Annotated in this window: 14 protein-coding genes and 4 pseudogenes; 5 read left to right on the top strand and 13 right to left on the bottom strand. The window is 55.4% G+C overall.

The annotated features are described in order from the left end of the window. Nucleotides 1-252 precede the first annotated feature (252 nt). The 7 genes and pseudogenes from guaA to JCM12539_RS15490 all read right to left on the bottom strand — a co-directional run bounded on the left by guaA (nucleotide 253) and on the right by JCM12539_RS15490 (nucleotide 10,953). Nucleotides 253-1,808 (bottom strand): annotated as a pseudogene (gene guaA, locus JCM12539_RS02620) (glutamine-hydrolyzing GMP synthase). A 76-nt stretch (nucleotides 1,809-1,884) separates the two neighbouring features. Beyond that, nucleotides 1,885-2,805, bottom strand: a complete 921-nt coding sequence (coaA, locus tag JCM12539_RS02615; RefSeq protein ID WP_082405302.1) for a type I pantothenate kinase — start codon at nucleotides 2,803-2,805, stop codon at nucleotides 1,885-1,887. A gap of 850 nt (nucleotides 2,806-3,655) precedes the next feature. Beyond that, nucleotides 3,656-5,954: pseudogene (gene helD, locus JCM12539_RS02610) on the bottom strand (RNA polymerase recycling motor HelD). A gap of 567 nt (nucleotides 5,955-6,521) precedes the next feature. After that, nucleotides 6,522-6,797, bottom strand: coding sequence for an AbrB/MazE/SpoVT family DNA-binding domain-containing protein (locus JCM12539_RS02605; RefSeq protein WP_054649031.1), 276 nt, complete (start codon nucleotides 6,795-6,797; stop codon nucleotides 6,522-6,524). Nucleotides 6,798-7,233: 436 nt separating this feature from the next. After that, nucleotides 7,234-8,566 (bottom strand): annotated as a pseudogene (ulaA, locus tag JCM12539_RS02595) (PTS ascorbate transporter subunit IIC). Nucleotides 8,567-8,577: 11 nt separating this feature from the next. Further along, nucleotides 8,578-9,444 (bottom strand): class II fructose-bisphosphate aldolase, encoded by an 867-nt coding sequence (locus tag JCM12539_RS02590; protein WP_054649027.1) that lies wholly within the window; start codon nucleotides 9,442-9,444, stop codon nucleotides 8,578-8,580. Between the two features lie 14 nt (nucleotides 9,445-9,458). Then, nucleotides 9,459-10,953 (bottom strand): annotated as a pseudogene (locus tag JCM12539_RS15490) (FGGY-family carbohydrate kinase). Between the two features lie 148 nt (nucleotides 10,954-11,101). Between JCM12539_RS15490 and JCM12539_RS02580 the strand changes: the two are divergent. From JCM12539_RS02580 to JCM12539_RS15475, 5 genes are all read left to right on the top strand, one after another. Beyond that, on the top strand, nucleotides 11,102-11,854 hold the full coding sequence (locus JCM12539_RS02580) for a DeoR/GlpR family DNA-binding transcription regulator (protein WP_054649025.1): 753 nt from the start codon (nucleotides 11,102-11,104) through the stop codon (nucleotides 11,852-11,854). Nucleotides 11,855-11,975: 121 nt separating this feature from the next. Beyond that, the gene (locus JCM12539_RS02575) at nucleotides 11,976-12,881 is read left to right on the top strand and encodes a proline-specific peptidase family protein (protein ID WP_054649023.1); all 906 of its coding nucleotides are present in this window, start codon (nucleotides 11,976-11,978) and stop codon (nucleotides 12,879-12,881) included. Nucleotides 12,882-13,119: 238 nt separating this feature from the next. Then, the gene (locus tag JCM12539_RS15485; RefSeq protein WP_439645111.1) at nucleotides 13,120-13,941 is read left to right on the top strand and encodes an MFS transporter; all 822 of its coding nucleotides are present in this window, start codon (nucleotides 13,120-13,122) and stop codon (nucleotides 13,939-13,941) included. A gap of 151 nt (nucleotides 13,942-14,092) precedes the next feature. Further along, a complete protein-coding gene (locus JCM12539_RS15480) occupies nucleotides 14,093-14,389 on the top strand; it encodes an MFS transporter (protein WP_439645110.1) in 297 nt (98 codons plus the stop codon). Beyond that, complete coding sequence (locus tag JCM12539_RS15475; protein ID WP_439645109.1) at nucleotides 14,386-14,511, top strand: hypothetical protein; 126 nt, start codon at nucleotides 14,386-14,388, stop codon at nucleotides 14,509-14,511. Before JCM12539_RS15480 ends, JCM12539_RS15475 begins: the two co-directional genes overlap by 4 nt. Nucleotides 14,512-14,856: 345 nt before the next feature. On the opposite strand, the gene JCM12539_RS15470 is transcribed toward JCM12539_RS15475, so the two are convergent. The 6 genes from JCM12539_RS15470 to JCM12539_RS02545 form a co-directional block, all read right to left on the bottom strand. Further along, nucleotides 14,857-16,152 (bottom strand): mucin-binding protein, encoded by a 1,296-nt coding sequence (locus JCM12539_RS15470; RefSeq protein ID WP_225350209.1) that lies wholly within the window; start codon nucleotides 16,150-16,152, stop codon nucleotides 14,857-14,859. Between the two features lie 35 nt (nucleotides 16,153-16,187). Beyond that, nucleotides 16,188-18,653, bottom strand: coding sequence for a mucin-binding protein (locus JCM12539_RS02560; RefSeq protein ID WP_156302009.1), 2,466 nt, complete (start codon nucleotides 18,651-18,653; stop codon nucleotides 16,188-16,190). Nucleotides 18,654-18,688: 35 nt separating this feature from the next. Beyond that, a complete protein-coding gene (locus tag JCM12539_RS02555) occupies nucleotides 18,689-20,116 on the bottom strand; it encodes an autotransporter outer membrane beta-barrel domain-containing protein (protein WP_054649017.1) in 1,428 nt (475 codons plus the stop codon). After that, nucleotides 20,113-21,411 (bottom strand): hypothetical protein, encoded by a 1,299-nt coding sequence (locus tag JCM12539_RS02550; RefSeq protein WP_054649015.1) that lies wholly within the window; start codon nucleotides 21,409-21,411, stop codon nucleotides 20,113-20,115. The genes JCM12539_RS02555 and JCM12539_RS02550 overlap by 4 nt, the downstream gene beginning before the upstream one ends. Next, nucleotides 21,366-21,482: a KxYKxGKxW signal peptide domain-containing protein gene (locus tag JCM12539_RS15025; RefSeq protein ID WP_369396047.1), complete on the bottom strand. Its 117-nt coding sequence runs from the start codon at nucleotides 21,480-21,482 to the stop codon at nucleotides 21,366-21,368. Before JCM12539_RS15025 ends, JCM12539_RS02550 begins: the two co-directional genes overlap by 46 nt. 345 nt (nucleotides 21,483-21,827) lie before the next feature. Continuing rightward, nucleotides 21,828-22,655, bottom strand: a complete 828-nt coding sequence (locus JCM12539_RS02545; RefSeq protein ID WP_338043275.1) for a Cof-type HAD-IIB family hydrolase — start codon at nucleotides 22,653-22,655, stop codon at nucleotides 21,828-21,830. Nucleotides 22,656-22,687 lie beyond the last annotated feature (32 nt).

Below are 22,687 nucleotides of genomic sequence, written 5' to 3'. Positions count from 1 at the left end.
AACATCGATTTCGAGAACGAGACAATCAGCGTCAGTAAGAAATTGTGTTTATACAGCTACACAAATGAAAACCAAAACTGGCAACCGTCCAATGCTATTGGACGCAAAATCCCCGCCAGTTCAGACCTCATTCGGCCCAAACTTGGCGGGGATTTTGGCGGGGAACGTAACAATTTTCCCGCCAATCGTATCCTTTGTATCTTCCGAAAATGCCGTTAAATCAACATTCCGGGTTCAATTAACATATACCTTTTATTCCCATTCAATCGTTGCCGGCGGCTTACTAGTAATATCATACACAACGCGGTTGACGTGCCCGACCTCGTTAACAATCCGCGCAGAAATCTTCTGCAGGATATCCCAGTCGATGCGGGCAAAGTCGGCCGTCATGCCGTCAACACTCGTGATTGCACGGATGGCGATGGTGTAGTCGTACGTCCGGCCGTCGCCCATCACGCCGACGCTGCGGAAGCCTGGCAGGACGGTGAAGTACTGCCAGATGCTCTCCTGCAGGCCGGACTTGGCGATTTCGTCGCGTAGGACCCAGTCGGAATCGCGCACGATCGCCAACTTTTCCTCCGTCACTTCGCCCAGCACGCGGATGCCCAGGCCGGGACCTGGGAACGCTGACGCCAGACCAGGTCGTGCGGGATGCCCAGCTTTTCGCCGAGTTCGCGCGCTTCGTCCTTGAACAACTTGTTCAGTGGTTCAATCAGCTTGAACTTTAAGTCGTCCGGCAAGCCGCCCACATTGTGGTGGCTCTTGATGGTCTGCGCCGTGTCCGTGCCGCTTTCCACGACGTCGGTGTACAGCGTACCCTGTGCCAGGTAGTCGATACCGTGCAGCTTGCGCGCCTCGTCGTTGAAGACCTCGATGAAGTCCTTACCGATGATTTTGCGCTTCTGCTCCGGATCCGTTACGCCCTTGAGGTCACCCAGGAAGCGGCTGGCCGCATCCACTTTGATAATCTTCACGCCCAGGCCCTTGCCCAAGCTGTCCATTACCTGGTCCGCCTCGTTCTTGCGCAGCAGGCCGTGGTCCACAAAGATACACGTCAGCTGGTCGCCAATCGCCTTGTTCAACAAGGCCGCCACCACGCTACTGTCCACCCCACCGGAGAGACCGAGCAGCACCTGCTGGTCGCCGACCTCGGCGCGGATGGCCGCCACCTGGTCCTCGATGAAGTCCGACATGTTCCAGTTGGCGTCGGCACCACAAACGTCAAACGCAAAGTGGCGCAGAATCTGCTCACCATACTGCGTGTTCTGCACCTCGGCGTGGAACTGGATACCGTAGAACTTGCGCTGGTCGTCCGCCATGGCGGAAATCGGGCAGTTCGTGCTGGTTGCGGTCGTGACAAAGCCGGCTGGCACCTCGCGCACGAGGTCCCCATGACTCATCCACACGGTCTGGCGCTCCGGCAAATCGCGGAACAGCACCGGGTGCGTGTCCGCCAGCACGTCGATGTCGACGTGCCCGTATTCACGCTCCGTGGCGGGCTCGACGCGGCCACCGAGCTCCTTTGCCATCAGCTGCATGCCGTAGCAAACCCCCAGAATCGGGATGCCGAGTTCAAAGAGTTCTGGGTCCACGCCCAGGGCCCCCTCATCGTAAACTGAGTTCGGACCGCCGGAGAAAATAATCCCCCTGGGCGCCAGTTCACGCACTTCCGCGGCAGTAATCGTATGCGGCTTCAGCTCTGAATAGATGCCAAAGTCACGGATACGGCGGGTAATCAGTTGGTTGTACTGACTACCATAGTCGAGCACGATAATCTTGTCGTAGTCCTTGTTTTGCGCAGTAGCCACCATGTCACACTCCTTTGATATTAATGGTTTAATCGCTGTAACAATTCTAACGGTATTTACGGGGCCGGTCAATCACCTAGAAACGCCGCACCGCCACCGTATCAATCGTGTGGTCGGCGCGCTTATGCAAAATGACGTCCGCCCGCGCCCGCGTCGGCAGGATGTACTCCTCCAGGTTGGGCAAGTTGACCTCGTCCCACGCCCAGCGGCACAGGTCGGCCGCCGCCTGCGGGTCCCCGTTGGCATAATCATAGTAGTAATCGTTCGGGTCGTCTTTGGCTAAACTCAGGAGCTTGTAGAAGCGCTCCTCATACCACCGCGCGATGTCGGTGGGCGCCGCGTCGACGTAGAGCGCCAAGTCAAAGAGGTCCGAGTAAAAGATGGGCTCGTCGCCGCCCGTCTGCAGGACGTTAATCCCCTCGACGATGACGATATCCTGCTGGTCGACCGTGGTGAAGCGGCCGGGCACGACGTCGTACTCTTCGTGCGAGTACACTGGCGCTTTGGCGGGCCGGCCCAGCTTAATGTCCATGAGGAACTGGAGCAAAGCATGCATGTCGTAGCTTTCGGGGAAACCTTTGCGTGCCATGATACCGCGGCGCTCCAGCTCAGCGTTCGGGTAGAGGAAGCCGTCGGTCGTCAACATCTGCGTTTTGAGATCGGGCATCACCCGGTTCATGAGCAGCTGGAGTAGTCGCGCCGAGGTGCTCTTGCCGACCGCGACGGAGCCGCTGATGCCGATGATGAAGGGCGCGACCCGCTCGCCGGTACCGAGGAACCCGGCTTTGGCCTGCTCGGTTTGCAGGTAGTTATCGCGCCGCAGCCGCAGGTAGCGGACGAGCGGCATGTAGACGTCGCGCACATCGTCGATACTGAGCTTATCGTTGAGGGACCGCACGCGGTCGATCTCCGCCGCGGTAATGTCGGTCCCGTTGGCGGGCCCCATCGCCGCCCACGTCGCACGGTCGAACATCCGGTACTGTCCTGCATCATTCACCACAACTGTTGCCTCCACACTTTCCTTAATGTGCGTATTCTACCACAAATAACGGGTTACGGTGGCGGCGCTGCTCGGTGCGGGTGCTGTTGCGTGCTACGACTTTGTGGACCGCTCCACGGTGACCGCTGCTAGTGGCTGGTCGTACTGGCGCGCTGGCTCCGGTTGAGCGGCTGGTTCCCGCGACCGGTGCTGTGAGCCTCACGCTCACGCCCGTTCCGGGCTACCGCGAATTGCCCTAGCCCGAGGAAACCACTCGGTCTAGCCAATTTGATTCTGAGGTCGCTCAAGTGACAGTCTGCGACGGTCACTTGAGTTAACTCCCGGTAAGGGCTAAAGCCCAAACCGGAAGTAAACCAACAGAACTACGGGCATACAGCCGTCGCAGGTACCAACCACTCAACCTCCACCACCACACCAGTACGACCAACGATAGATGTTCATCGTTACGAATACAGTCGTCTCCGCACCCGACCGAATCTCCACCGCCACGTTAGCGTGAACGACAAACATTATCCACGTAACCTCTAATGACTATTACAGCCGATTAGTGGCAACCTCCTGACTGTCGGGAACCCGCGGGTGGTGTTTGGGGCGGAGGCGTCGTGCCCGGAGACGTAGTTGCTGCGACCCCAGAGCGCCGTAGGAACGTAGTGACGTACGGCGGCAGGTTCTGTAGACAAAGGTGCATTTCCTTTGGCTACAGAATCCGCGGGAGGACGGCACGTCCGGAGCGTGCGGGTGTAGCAACCTACGGCGTAGGGCACGTAAGCCGCAGCCCCAAACGCCACCCGCGCGTTCGTACACAAAAGCGCAAAATGCGACCACCCGGAGGTAGTCGCCATGGAGGTTACTGTTCAGTTGTGTAGAGGTCGGAGTCGATCGCTGCGATGAGCGGCGAAACCGTCCCCGCCGCAATCACCGTCAGTCGGTGCATCGCCCGCGAACAAATGGTGTACAGCAGCTCGCGGTCCGCATCCCCGCCAAAGTTGGCGGCCGTAACGTCCCACGCCACGACGGCGTCGAACTCCAGCCCCTTGGCCAGGAACGACGGCACAATCAGCACGCCCGGTACCAGCCGCTGGTTCTCCGACCGGATCAGCGTCGACTTCTGCCCCGCCGCGTGCAACCGCGCCTGTAGCGCCTCCGCGTCGCCCAACGACCGGGTAATGACCGCCGTCGCGTCGTGGTCGGCCGCGTTCGTTTGTAGTTGCGTGGTCAAAGCCGCGAAGGCCGCATCCACGTCTTTGCGGACCAATACCTGCGGCAAGTCGCCCTGCCGGTTGAACGCCACAATCTTCTGGCCGCTCTTCAGGATGGCCTTCGTGAACTCGGTGACCTGCGCCGTCGACCGGTACGACTGCGTCAACTGCACACGCGCGTCTTGTCTGGATCGAACATCTTCGTGACCGACCCCATCAGGTTACGGGCGCTACTACCAGTAAAGATGGCCTGGTTTAAGTCACCCAGCAGCGTGAACTTCGCGCGGGGGAAACTCTTCTGCAGATACGCCAGCTGGTACGGCGTGTAATCCTGAATTTCGTCGATGAAGACGAAACGCATCTTCCGGTCACCGTGACGCCCAATCATCAGGTCGTACAGGTGCAGGTACGGCGTCGCGTCCGCCATCGTCAGCTGCCGCTCGCGGAACTGGTCGACAAACTCCTCGACACTTTGCGCCCATTCATCCACCGTGATGCCAAACTTCGTCACGTCCAGGAACTCCGGTACCGCGCGCAGGAACGCCACGTACTGCGCCCGCACGTTCAAGAAGCGGTTGCGGATGATGGCCGCATCGATGTCCTCAAACGCGTTGGTCACGATGTGGCGCGCGTAAAACTGGAACTCGCTGTCGCTATCCTTGAACTCGCCCGGCTGGCCTTGCGACTGGAGGTCGCGGATCTCCTCTTCGGACAGGTTCTCGACCGCCTCACGCACCCACTTTGCACGCGTCTCAGAACCCACCCGCCGGTTCAGCATCGACGTCAGCCGCTCCTTAGTCGCCTGGAGCCGGTTGTTCATGTTATAGTTCTGGTTATAACTATAGAAGATTTCCGCAATCTTCTTGCGGCTGAAGAACACGCCGTCACGGAACCGGATGTCCTTGAACCGGACGCCCGCGCTGCGGAGGTGTTCGGCGTACGCCTCGGTCGCGTGGAAGAACGCATCGCTCTCTTTGAGCGCCGCCACTTTGGCCTGCAAAGGTGTTTGGTTAGCCTCGAACTGCTGGAACAGATTCTGCACCTTGAGCCCCGGCGTCCGCCGCGTCACGTACTGGTAGTACGTGAACTGCACCATGTTCTGCTCGCCCATCTCCGGCAACACATTGCCAATGTAATCGGAAAACAGTTGGTTCGGCGAAAACATGATCACCTGGCTGGACGTCAGGTTCCCCCGGTAGCGATACAGCAGGTACGCCACCCGCTGTAGCACCGCGCTGGTCTTCCCGGAGCCGGCCGCGCCCTGCACGAACAGCAGGTCGGCCGTGGTGTCCCGGATGATCTGGTTCTGTTCGCGCTGAATGGTGGTCACGATGCTCTTCATCTGGGTGTCGGACTTTTCGCCCAGCACTTCCAGCAACATCTGGTCGCCAATCGTCTCGGCGGTGTCGAACATGGTCTCGATCTGCACACCGTCTTTGATTACGAACTGACGCTTCAGGCTCAACTCCACGCTTTGCGGGCCATCCGGCGTCTGGTAGGTCACCTGGCCCAGCTTGCATCGTAATAGATGGAGCTGATGGGCGCCCGCCAGTCGTAGATGAGGAAGTGCCCGTTGGCGTCGGTGAAGCTGCCCAGGCCGATGTAGATGGTCTCAGGCTTCTCGCCGGCCTCCTGAAAGTCAATGCGTGCAAAGTACGGATTCTTGAGCAACCGCTTGACGGTGCCCAACTGCACGGTCGACTGTCGGTGGGCGTTGGCCCGCTCATCGAGAAGCTGTTGCTGCTGCTGCACGGAGGCGGCGGTCTCGATGATTTCATCGTCGTTGGTCAGGTTAATGGAAAAGTCGCTGAAGAAGTTGTCACTGATGCTGCGTTCTTCGGATTGCGTCTTGGCAATTTCCTGCGTTAACCGTTTGTCAGCGGCGTGGAGTTCGTGGACCGTATCGTCCAGGTGTTGCTGTTCGTATTGCTGATTTGAGTCCTCCAAGGCCCAACCCCCTTTTTGTACCGAAATTAAAAAAAATATCGTTGTAATATGGTACCACTATTAGAAATCTTCTTCAAGCGTCGGCGCGGCAATTCCGGCGATTTTGGACACTTTGGTGGTGTCTGCCTATCGTTATATTGTAATGTGGTAGTCGTGCAGGCAAAGTGGCGGTGGGGTTGCAGCAGTAGTGGTCACCGGCAGCGTTGGCCGGGCTCACACTACCAATGTTGCAACCACGTCTCCGGACACGATGTATCCACCCCACCACCACTTTGCCGGCACCCGTTAGTTCGTGATTAACCAGTCACGCCCCGTCGGCCAGATACGCAGTCATCCTCTTCTTGAGGACTATATTTAGACCTGTAGTCACTCAAAATTAGTTGAAACAGCAAAACAAAGGAGCTACAGCGAAAGTTAGCTCCCTTTAAAACATATAATCTATATCCATAACAGTAGAAATCACAATCATCAGGTGGCAAACTTCTTGCGCGTTCAAGCTGATGTTCTCGTTACCATGAACAATGTAGAGTTCAGCATCAATCTACACCAGGTTGCCCTGTTGCACTACTACCATTTCTCATTTTCACGGCCAACATCTTTGCCCACGCCAAAATTACCAACAATTTTCATATCTGCCCGAAAATCAAAATTATCGAACTGGCCGTTTTCCCACGGGTTCCCAGAAATCTTCTTCTCAAAACTCCCCTTTGTTCCAGCCTCGTTCGACCTCAAAATCACTCTGTCTCCTGGTCGAAAATTCATTGTTTTGGGAATTGTAATGACGTTTGAATTGCCAATACGACGAACTTTGTATTCACCTATAATTCGATCCAGCCTATCCATTTTGGTCACCCCCCGTCTCTATAGCCAAGGTATATCATCGAAGTCCGTGATGTACAAGTACATCATCATTTATATTGATGTATCAAACCATTCACCAACCAGGACATCAGAAAATAAACTACCCGTACTTTAGATACCTCCTGTCGACACCCGTCAATTCGTGGTTCACCGGTAATATTCAACATACCACCAGGCCAATCGTCATTGCTACGTCGTACTTTGCTTATATTTTCAGGGATGCCAACAAGGCCCAAGAAGTTCGCCCCCATGCAGGCCTCCATCTCCCCCCATTGCAGAACAATTCAATTGCTTCGTAGTCATAGAAACCAACAAAAATACAACGCTCAACGACCCTTAGACCACCTGTCCAACAATCGCAAAACGTTGCATTTTCTCTAATCAGTACTCACCATTTATTTTAGATCAAATAATATCCTTACTTGACTGCCTTCTTGCCAAACAACGTGGCCACAAACGGAAAGGCGAAAATAATAATTGAAGCAATGATAATTGGCAACTGACCCATCTTAGCCACCGTCCCCAGCAGGACCCAATTGTGTTGAAGTCACTATCAGACCAGTAAGTCGTCGTGAACCCTAATGAACCAAAGAGCCCCGTCGCCAGTAATGGGGTAAAGCTCAGAATAATCCCGAACAGAAATGGCCCAATCAAGCACCGCGGCGACCACCCGTCGCATTACCGAAGATTGCCGCAATCCCACCACAAAAGAAGTGCATCACGATACCGGGAATTACCACTACGGTGCCCAACAGTATTTGTACACCCATGGACAGCAGACCGCCCAGGAGACTCATGAGGAACCCAGCCAACAGCGCGTTAGAGGTGCCTTTAAAGAGAATGGCGAATGGATAACCAGGAACGGCGTTGGGCACAATCTTGTCACTGAAGCCCTTAAACGCCGGCGTGATTTCATCTAGCAACATGTTCACCCCAGTTACCAGGACAATAATGCCACCAGCAAATTGTGCCGCCTGGGTTAACGCCCACACGTATGGATTCAACGTGGTTAACTTGCCGACGTACTCGGGACCGGCCACAGCCGTCACGATGAAGAACAAAATGGTCATCACAATCATCACGGAAACATTACTATCTTGCAGAAAGGCTAGGCCCTGAGGAAATTTGATCTCCTCAATCGATTTCGACTTCTTTTTCTTGTTAACCAAGGAACCAATCTTGGCGGAAAACCAATACTCGATGGTCCCAAAGTGTGCAAAGCTCATGTCATCGCGCCCAGTAATGATTTTCATGGTTGGGTGCGCAATGGCAGGAAATACGCAGAGAATAACGCCCAGCACCATCGAACCAAAGATAATTGATTCGAGTGTATTCATGCCACTAAGAACCATGATTGGTGTTAGGCAGCACGCCATGTAAAAAGCGTGATCACTGGAAAGAAAGATATACTTAAACTTAGTAAACCGCGCTAGCAGGATGTTGAGTATCAAACCAAAAACAAAGATAAAAGTAGCAATAGTCCCGTATTTGGCGACGGTAATCCCAATAGCAGCCTCGTTACTAGGAATCATACCGTGCATGTTGAATGCCTTGGTAAACAGCTTCCCGAAATTATTCAGCACGCCGACAATAATGTTGGTGCCAGCCAGCAGAACAATGAAGCCAATAAAGGCACGGATCGTACCACCAATCACTTCGGTGAATGGCTTCCGCAACGCAATCAAACCAGCCATCACGACGATACCGGCAATGATTGACGGCTGACTCAGTAAATCTACAAAGAATTGCATCGGCTCACCCCCTATGCCTTGCCGGTCGAACCAAATACACGCAGGCGCTCACGAATTTCCTTTTCCACAATTTCAATTTCCCACGGGCTTACATCCGAGATGAATAACTGCTTGTTTTGGAGTCCTTCCGTGAGGCGCTTTTGCACCTCAATCGCGACCCGGTGCACCATTTCAGAATAGTAATTGATCTTGCAAATCCCGTTGTCGATGGACTGACGATACTCATCATCCGATAACCCGGAGGCCCCATGCACGACCAGTGGGAAATCCACGAGGTCAGCAATTTCCTTCAGCCGGCCAAAGTTTAAGTGGGGTGCCTGCGTGTAAACCCCGTGCACGGTCCCATACGCAACCGCCAACATATCAATGCCGGTTTGTTCGATGAATTGCTGTGCCTCTTCCGGATTGGTGTACGTTTTGTCCAGGTCAGCGTAGTCAACGTCATCACCGCCACCTTCACGGTTCATCGGTCCCAGTTCGGCTTCAACCGAAACGTTCAGTGGCGCCGCGATTTTAGCAATCTCCTTGGTGCGGGCAATATTAGTTTCGAAGTCATCCTGGGAGGCGTCCATCATCACGGAAGTAAAGCCCAACCGCATGGCACGCACGATGTTGTCAAACGTCACCCCGTGGTCAAAGTGCACAACCACCGGCACCGACGCGTGTTTTGCCGCGTTAATCATGACCGGACCAATCACATCGAGTGGTACGTAGTTGTCGTGCAGTTCCGCGAACTGGATAATCACCGGTGAGTTTTCTTTTTCTGCCGCACCCACGATGCCGCGAACCATCTCGATGTCGGTCACGTTAAACGAACCGATGGCGTAATGCCGCTGCTTTGCGTCCTTAATTAATTCCTTTGCGTTAACTAAAACCATAATTATTTTTCCTCCTAAAGTAACCGTAACTGCTGACTAAATGGGTATAGTGCCAAATACTTTTTGTACTGCTGGTTGTAAAACGCAACCCTGGCTGGATCTGGGTGGAACACCTTGTCGATGGTGACCAGCTTCTTCATGGCCGAAGCAAATGAATCGAACAAGCCAACGGCCACACCGGCCATGATGATAACACCCATCGTGCCCGATTCCTTCATGTGGACCCGTTCGACGTCGCGATTAAATATGTCAGCTTTGATTTGCAGCCACATATCCGAACGGGAGCCACCACCCGTCGCGCGCACCTTGTTAATGTGAATGCCACCGCGATCCATATTTTCAATGTTCATCCGCTGTTCAAAGGCCACGCCTTCCATTAAAGCCCGGTAGATATCAGTTTTTCGAGTCGCGCTGGAAATACCCACTATCATGCCGCGTGCATCCTCATCGAAATAGGGTACGGCAGCCCCGCTAAAATGTGGTAACACCAACAAGTTCGTGGGTTCCTGAGGGATATACTTATTAAAGATGTCGTACACACTCACCCCCGCAAGATGGGCCGCGGCTACCTCCTGATAACCAAAGGCATCACGGAACCACTTCAGTGAGGTGCCACCATCATAGATATACGAAATGGTAGTGTATTTTCCGTCCATGTACGGCACGGACGGGTAGTTATGTTTAGCGTTGTCCTCGAGGTGCGACAAATCCGTAAAAACCGGCGAGATATTATCGACCGAGCCCATCCCGTTTGTTGCAATACCCTCTTCAATTGTCCCCGCACCGATTGAGACACAAATCTGGTCGTGGGCACCGGTGACTAATTTCATGTCCCGATTGACCCCTAAAACATCCGCTAATTCGGGTTTAATGGTGCCGACGACGGTGCCTAACGGATAAACATCAGGCATTAATTCACGTTGGATCCCCGCGGCAGACAGGATATCATCGTCAGTCCTTGGCCGTCACGTTAAAGGCCAGCGAGCGGTCAGCCAGCGTATAATCAATGGCGCTCACGCCACCCAACTTGTATAGAATGTAGGCCCCGTACAGTAGAATTTTGTGAATGTGACTGTATAAATCGGGATGATTGGCCTTAATCCACATAATCTTAGGGACGGAAAAGGTCACCGCCGGGTTAAGTCCCGTCTTGGCACGAATTTCGTCCGTCGAGATCCGCGTCAACAAGTCCGCCAATTCCTCTTTGCCACGAATATCCGTCTGCAGCATCGTGTTGAGGAGCGGCTCACCGTTTTCGTCCACCGCGACAAACGCTTCACCGAACGAAGAAACGCTGACCGCCAGAATTTCCTCGTCGACAAACTTGCTGGACTCCTTAATCACGTACTTGGTACTAGCCCAAACGGTGCTCGGATCGAGTTCGTATTCCCACTCACCCTGAATCGTGGTTTGATACTCTTGATATGCGGCCGAAAGAATGTTGCCCGCATTGTCAGTGATGGTGCTCTTAACCCCGGTAGTACCGAGGTCTAATCCCATTAATGCCATAATGTTTGCCCCTTTCGTTAGCGCTTACATTGGAGAGTATATCGAGCTTGCAATAATTTGACAACGAGTGGTGAAAAGGTTGAAATATTTTCAAATTTTGTCATAATTAAGTTGTATTTTCGCAAAGGCATTGTCATGAGGTGACATTATGATTCCCTACCAACGCCAAGAACAGATTCTCAAACTAGTCAATAATCAAAAATTCTGTCGCTACTCCGACATCGCTAGCCAACTATTCGTTAGCCAAGCAACTATCCGTCGTGATACGCGCGATATGGAACGGATGGGGCTCGTTCGCCGGGTTACTGGTGGTATCACGCTTATTCGTGATCCTGAGGACGTGCCGTACGATTATTCCGCCACCCTTAACCTCAAGGAGAAACGCCAACTGGCCCAAAAGGCCGCGACTGTTGTCTCCCCCGGTATGTGTTTGTTCGTCGATTCCAGTACCACCACACTGGTTTTCATCCGTGAACTGATGAGCATCGATAATCTCTACATCGTCACAAACGGCTTTGTGCCCGCGATTGAGTGTTCCAAAAACAGTTCTTGGCACGTTAGCCTGCTAGGCGGACGCGTTAATTCCGTTTTGCAAAATGTCGGCGGTAACAAGGCCATTACAGATATTGCCAACTACCAGGCAGATTTGGCCGTATTCTCATGCCGTGGCCTAACTGACAAGGGAGCCACGGACGCCAACGACTTGGAGTCTGGAATTAAGCATGCTTTTTCAGCCAATGCTGACCAGAGTATGCTGTTAGTTGATAGTACCAAAGTCGGCAAACACCAGTTATACATCAGCGCCCAAATGCACGACCTCGACTACATTGCGTGCGATGTAACTTTGCCCACACCAATTCAAAGTGCAGCCGACCAACATTCAGTCCAAATTCTGGACTAACGAAAGTCTCAGGAATCGGTGCTACTCAACGTGCAATTGCATTAACTAGACGGCCGTCGAACATCCCCCTAATTGTGCTAAAATGAAGCTATATTAATTAAGAAACTAGGTGACCCACACAATGAAGCAAGGCACAACTATCATCACGCTTGATAACGGGTACCACCTGTGGACCAACACACAAGGCGAAGGCGACATTCACCTCCTTTGCCTGCACGGTGGCCCTGGTGGCACGCATGAGTACTGGGAAAACTTTGGTGAAGAACTGGCTGACCTCGGCGTTCAGGTACATATGTACGACCAGTTGGGCTCGTTCTACTCTGACCAGCCGGACTACTCTGACCCGGAAATTGCCGCCAAGTATCTCACTTACGACTACTACCTGGATGAAGTCGAAGAAGTTCGCCAGAAGCTCGGCCTGGACAACTTTTACCTGATCGGTCAGTCGTGGGGTGGCGCACTGACGCAGCTGTACGCGCTCAAGTACGGCGAGCACCTCAAAGGGGCCATCGTTAGTTCGATGACCGACAATATTGACGAGTACGTTGAACACATCAACCTCGTCCGCGAAGAGGCTTTGCCACCTTCAGCCGTGAAGTACATGAAGGAACAGGAAGCAGCGGGCAACTGGGACGACCCGAAGTACCAGTCTTACGTCGATATCCTCAACGCCGGCTACGTTGACCGTAAGCAGCCACCGGCAATCAGTCACCTGATTAGCACGATGGCAACTGACGTTTACAACGTCTTCCAGGGCGACAACGAATTCGTTGTCACTGGTAAGCTCAAGGACTTTGACCTGCGCGACCAGATTCACAACATCACGGTGCCAACTCTCCTGACGTTCGGCGAGCACGAAACGATGCCGATGAAGTCCGCCCAGCGGATGGCAGAGGTAATTCCACACGCTCGTCTAGTAACGACGCCAGATGGTGGACACCACCACATGATTGACAACGCTCCAGTGTACTTCAAGCACCTGAAGCAGTTCATTAGCGACGTGGAAACAGGGAACTTTAACGATTAACAATAGTAACCGGCCTGGTGGGGCGTAAAGCCCCGGGGCCGGTTTTTTGTTGCCATAAAACGATAATTTGCTCAACCAACTCCCGCAAGTTAGCCACCGACAGTTTTAATTGCCAAGCCCAGGTTGCGAGAACCTGCGGGTATATTTTAGTACGGAGTTACCATTCAAAGAGACGGGACTGCTGCCGCCCACCCGCCAGTTCTCCACAAACAACATACATGTAAAGGAGTACCGCATAATGCACCCAGAAACAAAATCAGTCCCCACCAAGACCAAACTATCAATCCTAGCAGTCGGCTTGCTGTCATTCGTCGGTATCCTCGTCGAAACGTCGATGAACGTCACCTTTCCCACGCTCATCAAAACGATGGGCGTCACCCTCGATACCGTGCAGTGGCTCACCACGGCGTACCTGCTCGTGGTCACCATCGTCATGAGCACCACCGCCTACATGCTCAAACGCTTCAATCCCCGGCCACTCTTTCTCTATGCGGTCGCCATTTGCCTGATCGGCGGCTTGCTGTGCCTCTTTGCACCCAGTTTCCCCATTCTCCTCGCTGGGCGCCTCCTGCAGGCCGTCGCCACCGGGATTTCGACGCCGCTGATGTTCCAAATTATCTTTGCTCGCGTCCCCCATACCCAGCTGGGCGTTTACACCGGGTTTGCCAGCGTCATCGTATCGCTCGCACCCGCGCTGGGCCCGACGTACGGCGGCGTCCTCACCAGCATCTGGTCGTGGCGGGCCGTCTTCATCGGTATCCTACCGCTACTTGTAATCATTGCAGCTCTGGGTGCCACTACCATCACGGGTAAAGCCGCGGGTGTCGGGCAGCAGCGCTTCGACTACCTCGGCATGGTGATTCTGGCGGCTCTGTTCGCCGGCATCGTCCTTGCCTTCAACGGTGCGGGAACCTATGGCTGGACTGGTAGCTCATTCTGGCTCTGGCTGGCCGGTAGTATCGTCATCGCGCTTGTATTTGCCATCTACGCCCGGAAGGAACCCGTAAGTTGCTTAACTACCGCATCCTTAAACTACCCGTGCTCCGGTTACGGCTGCTAGCCTACTTTGGACTCCAGTTCATCAACATCGGTCTCTCCCTCGTGCTGCCGCTGCTCGCGCAAACCGTACTGGGGGCGTCAGCCATGACGGCGGGACTGATGTTGCTGCCCGGCGCCTTGTCGGTGCCGTGACCGCCCCGCTCGCCGGGCGCGTGTATGACCGCGTCGGTGCAACCATCCCCTTGCTGTTCAGCAGCATCATGGTCTGCGTTGCGCTGACCCTCCTCTGGGTATTCACGGACAGCCTCACCGTGGTTGGTATTGCTGGCCTGTACGTGGTGCTGCGGCTGGGCTTTAACTCCGGGTTCGGGGTCGCCATTTCCGACGGCAGCATGCAGGTTAGCGGGACGCAGAAATCCGACCAGAACTCGTTGTTCAGTATGATGCAGCAATACGCCGGCTCGCTGGGCACCAGTGTGATGTCGCAGTCATCGCGGCGTTTACGTTGAGTATGACCACGACGAGCGCCACGGTATTGGGAGCCGAAGTCGACTTTGCCCTGCTGCTGGTGCTAGGGTTCGGCATCCTGCTGGCGACGGTGTACACGCGGATGGGATATACGGACAACTGATTAAACCGGCCAGTTATACAATCATGATGGGGACGGAACTATTACAGTAGCGGGAACCGCGGGTGGGCTTGGGGACGGAGGCGTCGTGCCCGGAGACGTAGTTGTTGCGACCCCAAAGCGCCGTTCGAGCAACGCGAGTTACAACGGCAGATTCTGGAGACAAAGTGATTTTCTTTGACTCCAGAATCCGCGGGAGGACGGAACGTCCGGAGCGTGCGGGTGCAGCAATTACGGCGTAGGGCACGTAAGCCGCAGTCCCCAAGGCCACCCGCGGGTTCACTCCACGCAAAATGGCTTCAGGTCAGACCGTAGCGGTCAAACCTGAAGCCATTTGTTTACCCTAAATTACCGTTCCGTGTCGCGCCGACGCTTGATGCCGAAGAGCCCCAGCGTGGCAGTCAGCAGGCCCACCCCGAGGATGGCCCAGGCGTTCTGCTGGTCACCAGTCTGTGGTAACGACCGGCCACCGGTTGCTGGCAGGCTATGGTTCGTGCTCCCAGTTGTTGGTAACGTCCACGCTGCAGTCGGTACCGTCCGGGTTGCGTCCGTCGCGGTACCTTTGCCCTGCGTGCCAGCGCCCGTGGTGGTCGTATTGTCACCGGTTGACGGTAGGTGGTGGGTGGTGTTGTCGTCATCCCCACCTGGCGTCTTGGTGCCGTCGTTATCCACGCTGTCGGCCGCCACCAGGATGTTGATGGCCGCCGTATTGCTTGCTGGCAACGTCACCGTCCCGGCCGCCTTGTCGACGAAGTGGTAGCCGGTCGGTGCGGTCACACCGAACTGGTTGCCGGCATTACCGACGAGTTGCGTGGTACCCACGACTTTGCCCGTAGTGGTGACAAAGTTGACCACGTACTGCTCGGCGTAAACGGCCGGGCCGACCTGGTGCTTCGTCCACACGTGCGGGTCGTTGGTGTCAACCTGCGCGTACGGCCGGTACGTTACGGTGACATCGGCCGGATTGGTCGGCATCCCCGTCTGCGCCGTCAGCTGCATGCCCGCGACGTTCGCCACGTCCGGCTGCCAGCTGGTTTGCGCACCGTCGCGGGTCGTCGCCGGCAGGTACGGCGTAGTGACGCCCGCAAAGTTGCCCTGCGGCGTCGCCACCGTGGCGCCAGTGACCAGGTCCGTGGTCGTGCGCCACTGCACGGTCTGCGTGACCGCGGCCGGGGCCTGCGTCGCGTTACCCGCCACCACGTACGTGATGGTGCGGCTCGTCGTCGCAGTACCGTGGCTCTCTCCATGCGTCAGGTGCACCACAATCGGCGTATTCCCCGTCGCGGCAAAGGTGTAGCTGCCAACTGCAGCCTGACCGTCTGCCAGCACGTAGCCCGTTGGTACGACGGCCGTCCAGCCGGTAGTGCTGTTCGTCGCCCCCGTCAGCGTGGTTGGCATACCGACCGTGGCGCCGGTTATATCATCCACGTAACTCAGCGTTGTGCTCTGCCCGTTTGCCGTGTAGGTGACCGTCGCCGTCTTTGCGGTTGGTGCCGTTACGCTGGTTGCAGGCACCGTAAACGTGACACTGGCCTGGTCCGGCGTGTAGCCCGCCACTGTCGGCGAAGCCACCGCGACGCTTTGCTGGCCGCTCGTCCACGTGGTCTTGCCGGTCACGTCATCGGTATCGCCCGTCCAGGTAATCTGTTGCTGGCCGTCGGTTGGGTTGGCACCGTCCGTTACGCCTGGTAGTGCACGGTGTAATCCACGTCTTTGGTTGTCACCATGTGTGTGTGCGTCAGGTGCACCACGATTGGCGCATTCTCCGTCGCGGCAAAGGTGTACGTGCCGCTGTCAGCCTGACCGGTTGCCAGCTGGTAATGCTGCGGCAGGTCCGTGGACCAGCGGAAGCTCGAGCCCGTGGTCCCCGTAAATGGTACCGACGCATCAACCTGCGCGCCACCGTTATCGTCATCCACGTACTTGAGAATCGTGGTCTGCTTGTCCGCCGTGTAGGTCACCGTCTGCGTTTGGGCAGTTGGCGCCGTCGTAGTGGTCGCCGGTACCGTGAACGTGACGGCAGTGCGGTCAGCCGTGTAGCCGGCCACTGCGGGTGAGTCGACCGTGATGCTTTGTTGGCCACTCGTCCAGGTCGTCACGTGGGTCACGTTATCGGTGTCCGCGGTCCACGTAATCTGCTTTGCCTTGTCCGCCGGTGTACCGCCATTCGCCACCCCTTGGTAGTGGGCGGTGTAGTCCACGGCGCTAGTCGCCGTGGTGTGTGCATGCGTCAGGTGGACCACGATTGGGGCGTTATCCGCGGCGGCAAAGGTGTAGCGGCCACCGTCGACCTGACCGGTTGCCAGCTGGTAACCTGCAGGCACGTCCGTGGTCCAGGTGAAGCTCGAATCCGTCGTCCCGTTAATTGGAAGTAGAGCACCAACCTGCGCACCGTTATTATCGTCGTCCACGTACTGAATATTCGTGGTCTGCGCGTTTGGTGTGTAGGTAACCACTTTGCTTTCATCCACTGGGTCCTCGTTGTTGAGGGCGGTGACCACAAAGGCCACGGCGGTATCACTGGCCGTGTAGCCCGCGATTGGGGTCACTGCGACGACTGCTGGCGTGGACTGCGGCGTCCAGTTTTTGGCCCCGGTAACCGCGTCGATATCCTCATTCCAGGTCACCAACTGGGTGCTGGTAGCCGGTAGTTTGTCTTTGGGTGCGCCGGTGTAAGTCACTGTGTACGCGCGCGTTTCCGTAGTCTGCGCGTGCTCGTGCGCCAGGTAGATGACAATCTGTTGGTCGGCCGCCGTGGTGTACGCGTAACTGCCAGTGGCAGCCTGGCCGGTTGCGAGTTTGTAGCCAGTTGGTACGGAGGCGGTCCAGTTATAGGTTGCACCCGTGGTCCCGGTGACTGGTACGGTGGCACCCACTTGCTGATTGTTGTTGTCTGCGTCCTTGTAGATAACGTTCACAGTCTGCGGATCCGCACTGACAACCAGCTGAATTTGAACGTTTGGGTCTGCGGACAAACTGAACGTGGTGTCAAAGTACCGGTTGTAATACGTCGGAGCGTCAAAGAAGGCCCCGGCCGCCATGGCGTTCAGGTTGAGCCGCTGAACGAGGGTATTATACGTGTCCGTGCCGATGTCCGCTGTCACTGTTTGACCGTTGATTGTGGCCTTGATTCCAACGAGGGTATACCCATCAGTAACCAACTGCGCCAGAGCCCCCATTGCGCCAATATTTGCAGCAATCGTGGTGGCTGTGTCGTTGTCATCTTTGCCAAGTAATACGTAGGTCACCCGCGCGGTGGCAGTACCCGTACTACTGTTGAGCACCGTGCCGGTATCCGTTACTTCTGACAAACCGTACTGTAAATCGTCAGTCAGATTATTGACCTTAACGATGTGCACATTGACTACTTGCTGGTCCACCGCGGTCAGCGTGTAGTTCACGGCGCCCTTGGTTACGGTGACACCCGCTTCCTGGTTAGGAGACAGCATATAGCCGTTAGGCACATCAACATTGAAAGTCGCTTGCTGACCCGATGCACCGCGGACGGTCTTCGCCACCGTAGTTTCACCGGTCGTGTCGTTAACGACATTAAAGGTCACGACGTACTTGCCCTGCAGCTCGTACTGAATAATGTCGCCGTCAAAGTCACGGCTGGCCACCACCCCCGACGCTGCTTTGCCCGCGGTCTTGCCGTCCGCCGCGAATACCTTGTACGTGCCACTTAGTTCGTAGCCCTCCGGAATCAGGTTCTGGTCCACCGTGGACAGTTCGTCGTAGCTCGTCGGCAACGTGGCCAACTGATCGACGCCATTTTCCAGCGTCTGCGTCAAGTCGGGAATATCAATGTACTGGTCGTTGCCGTTGACGTCAACGTAGTGGTACCGTGCGCTGACAGTTGAGTAACCACGCAAAGTCAGGTTGGAACTACCTTGAGCCTTACCGGTCACGGAGTACGCACCGCCATCAATGGATAGCGCCGTCTGGAGGTACCCCGTCGTATCCGTATGGTCGGCGCCATCAACGGGCATACCGGTCAGGTCAATTCGCCCGGTCGACGTGACGCTAGCAATGTTTGCAATACTAATCAGTACGGAGCGGACGTCGCTCCACGCAATGCCGGCGGTGGCTAGCTGGTCAGCAGTCATGTAGCTACTAGTATCAACTTTGGCCTGATTATTCACCACGTTAGCACGGCTGGTCGAGTAGAGTACGGTCGCGTTCAGTACCGCACCAGTACCGTCCGCAATCGTGTAATTGACCGGTACGGTGACGGGCCCGGAGAGGGCAAAGGTGAAGCCAGAGCCTCACTGTCGCCCTCAGTGGGTAGGTTCACGATGACGGTACCGTCGTGATCCTGGCCGTCGTTAGCGGTGTTCACCAACGACACGTAGAAGTGCGAGTCCGTGGTAGCGTATGCGTTGCTGTTACCAGCAGTCACAGCGTCGGTATCCTGCGTTCCCTTCGCAAAGGTGAAGTCGGTAAAGATACCCGCCGTGTTGATGGTCCACGCACTAATACCTTGCCCGTGATAGAAACTAACGGCGTCGGCGTTACCCTCCGTGTAGCTCGTGTCCGTCACCTTGGTGGCATTATCCAGCGCGGTGGTCGGCGAGTAGATGTACATTGCGAACGAGTACGTACCGGGTAAGGCGTCGGCCTTGTTGGCGAGGTTCAGTTGCACTTGGCCGGTTGTCGTCTTAACCGACAGGCCGGTCCCGGTGTAATCAATCTTGACTACCGTGCGACCGTCATCAGCGGTGAATTCGGACACCGTGGCGCTTGGATCAACGTTCGTGGCACTCACAAAGGTGGTTGCGGTGGGAATGACGTAGTAGAAAATCGGTTCGTAAATGGAGTCGGTCGTGTGTGCAAAGTTACCAGTGGTCATGATGGCCATTGTGCCCGCATTCGTCGCGCCGGGAGCCTGATTGTTTTGGAGTACGTAGCCATAAACAGCAGCGTAGGGTTCGGTAACCGTCTCGGTCATTTTGGCAGTGGCGGATGGTGCCGACTGGCCGTCAAAGGTCATGCTAATCCCAAATATCAGCACATCACCATTCTTGACGGCCGTCCCATCGTCCAGGGTCGCGTTGAGCGTCCCCAGCACGCTGAAAGTGTTGTTCGTAGTGATGACATTGCCGACCTTTGTCGTCAGGGCACCGGTTAAATTTAACGCGGCACCTGCGGCCAACTCGTTCACAACAAGTGCCGCATGGCGAATGGCGGCACCGTTAGTACTCGTGATGGTGTCACCACCAGCGGCCGTACCCGTTTCCGTAGTGCCATCGGCTAACGTCAGTGTGTAGGTGAACGTTAGGTCGCCAGGTAAATAATTTTTATCACTCACTTCACCTTTGGGCACCACGATTCCCGTTGCCACCACACCGTCAGGAATATCCAGATCAAACTGTACGTTCTTCTGGTCAGCAACCGTGTTGTTGGCAAAGGTGAACTGGGTTAGATAGCTGGGGTCATTGGTCGTGTCATTATCGAGGACCAGTTTATCCTGGGTAGTACTGCTGTTACCGGTGGCCGTTACGACCCCCGCAGTTTTCACGGCACTATCGCTGCCCGCAATCACCACGGACCACGGGGTGGGACTCGTTGCCGTGTACACGGTGCCCGCGTCGTCCACTTTTTGGCTCATTGCGCCCGCATTTGTGGCCGTGTACGTTGTGTCTTTGTCCGTGGCCGCCTGGGTAAAGGACCCGGCCAAACGGTAAGCAGCAGCGACTTCCCAGCCCTGACTACCGGACCTTTGGGTACGGTAATTATGATATCTGTGCCGGCGCCACCGGGCTGCGTGATGGTGGTAGCATCGGTAAACGCATTCAATTTGGCGGTATCCCCTGCGTTGAGTGCAAAGCCAGCTGGTACAGCAATCGTCAGCGTCGTGCCATAATTGACGGCTGAATTCACCCGTGCCGACTGGTAGTCATTGTCCAGGATTCCATTGGCTTCACCCACATTGTAACTGAACACGTACTCCGTGCCACTTTGCAAGGCCGTCGTGGCGCTACCGGTCGGGTACGTCAGGCTCATCCCGGTCATCGATGCATACGGCTGAATGGTTTGGGTAAAGGTCACCGGTGTTTGAGCCACACCGTTCACCGTGTAAGTGACGGTCTTGGTCACCGAGCCAATCGTCGTCATTGGCTTGTCCTGAGCACTATAATTCGTTTTAAGTATATATTTAATAATCTGGGTAACCACACCAGACTGACTCGTGGTAAAGGTATCAGTAATAGTTTTGGTACCATCCGCGTTGTTACTCGTCGTGGTGGTGCCCTGGTCAGCTGTCAGGCCACCCACGCTATCAAATTGTAAAATGTAAGTATCGGCCGGGATGGTCACCGTGTAGACATCCCCCGCCTGTGGGTTGGTAATTACTAAGGTCAGTGATAGTTCCTTTTGATTACTACCGTAACCTACCGTCGCCGTGGATGTTTTAAGTACCGCGTTGCTAGTATCTGCCGGTGCCGCCGCCACGGCGTTCACCTGTTGCGGCTGGCCTGTGGTGGAGTATTGAGCTGCGGCGTGAGACTTAGCACCACTCAAAGCCGCGCTGGTGGGTTCCACCAACGTCTGGGTAGCGACACCACTGGTTGCAGCACTCGTGGTAGCACTACTAGCGACACTACTGGTCACGCTCGTGGGCGTGGCGCTGACGGCGTTACTGCTGGCCGCGCTACTAGTGGTGCTGGCCGCACTCACCGGCGTACTGCTGGTACTCGTCGCTGAACTGCTGGCGGCAGTGTTGCTACTTGTGCTGGTCGCGTCGCTGGACGCACTGCTAGGTGCAACGCTACTGGATTCGCTGGTCGCACTACTGGTGCTGGCAGCACTTAATTGGGCGGTGTTGCCACTCGTCGCGGTCCGTGCGTTGGTGGTGGCCGTCACCGGTGTGCTGCTGGTATCCGCACTAACGGTGTCGTGACCCAAAGCAAGGTCCCCGCTCCAATAGCTAGAGTACTGATTAACGCAAACGCCCATATTTTGCCCTGTTTATACATCTTATAATGCTCAGTTTGTTCCGCCGTATATCGCGGTGCATTGTTCTTAGTCATGCAAAGTCCCCCTTTGATTGTTGCCGTACTCGCGACCAACCGTCTCCGTGAACCTTTGCTTACACGTCCTAACGTCACGCAGTCGCCCGTCTAGCCATTCCCCAATGAACACATGACTAGGTCAACATCGTGAACTAATTCGTCTCAATTTTAACACATCTCTAATAAGAAACTAACTATATTTCGTGCAATTTTGGATAGATTATTTTCTGCTTGTGCGTTATTGAATTAATCTAACCATAAAAAAAAGGGTCGCAATCCCGCTGGAATCACGACCACACATTAACCTGATTATGCCTGGAGAATTAAACGATTAATCATTTCCGCCACGCCTGATTCATAATCGGCATCAGTAACCAGCTTGGCCGCCGCCTTAATTTCGGGCCGACCATTCGCGACGGAGACTGGCATGCCCACCTTTTGTAACAGCGGGAGGTCATTCAGGTTATCGCCAATGCCGATAATTTCTTCCTGGCGGATGCCCAATGCCGCTCCCAGTTGCAGTGCCGCCACCCCTTTATCCACGCCGAGCGGGTTGAACTCCGTGTAGATGCCACTTGAGAACGTGAGGTTCAGCTGCTGGTCCATCACCGCCATCACCTGGTCGGCCACGGCCCGTTGCACGGCGGGGTCGGGATTCATCGTGATGACCTTCATAATCTGCAGGTCGCGGAACCGGCTGAAGTCGTCGTCCGGCATGACGGTAAAATCCGCACCTCGCGTGCGCAGGTACCCCACGTCGTCAGCCCGCGGGTTGTACATAAACATCTCGTTGAGCGTGTAGATGTGCGTGTCGGTGTCGGGAAACGTCTTGGTCACCTCAAAAATCCGCCGGGCAACGTCGTAATCCATGGGGTTCGCTGCCACCACGCGGTCGTTCAGGTTGCTGACGGTGGCCCCACCGTTGTACGCAATCACGTACTGATCGTCACGCCCGGCCAGGCCTAAAGTGTCAAGCAACGCGCGCACGGACGTGAAGCTACGCCCCGTGTTGGGCACAAACCTCACCCCCTGGTCCCGCGCCGCCTTAATCGCCGCCACGTTCGCATCCGAAATCGTTCCGTCATCGCGCAGCAAGGTTTCGTCCAGGTCGCTCACAATCAGTTTATACATATCCATTCTACCCACTTTCACAAATTCACTAATCCTAC

Source organism: Lacticaseibacillus pantheris DSM 15945 = JCM 12539 = NBRC 106106 (assembly GCF_001311175.1).
In the GTDB taxonomy this organism is placed as follows: Bacteria; Bacillota; Bacilli; order Lactobacillales; family Lactobacillaceae; genus Lacticaseibacillus; species Lacticaseibacillus pantheris.
The sequence above is the reverse complement of the archived record's forward strand: the minus strand, read 5'-3'. Positions and strand labels throughout refer to the sequence as shown.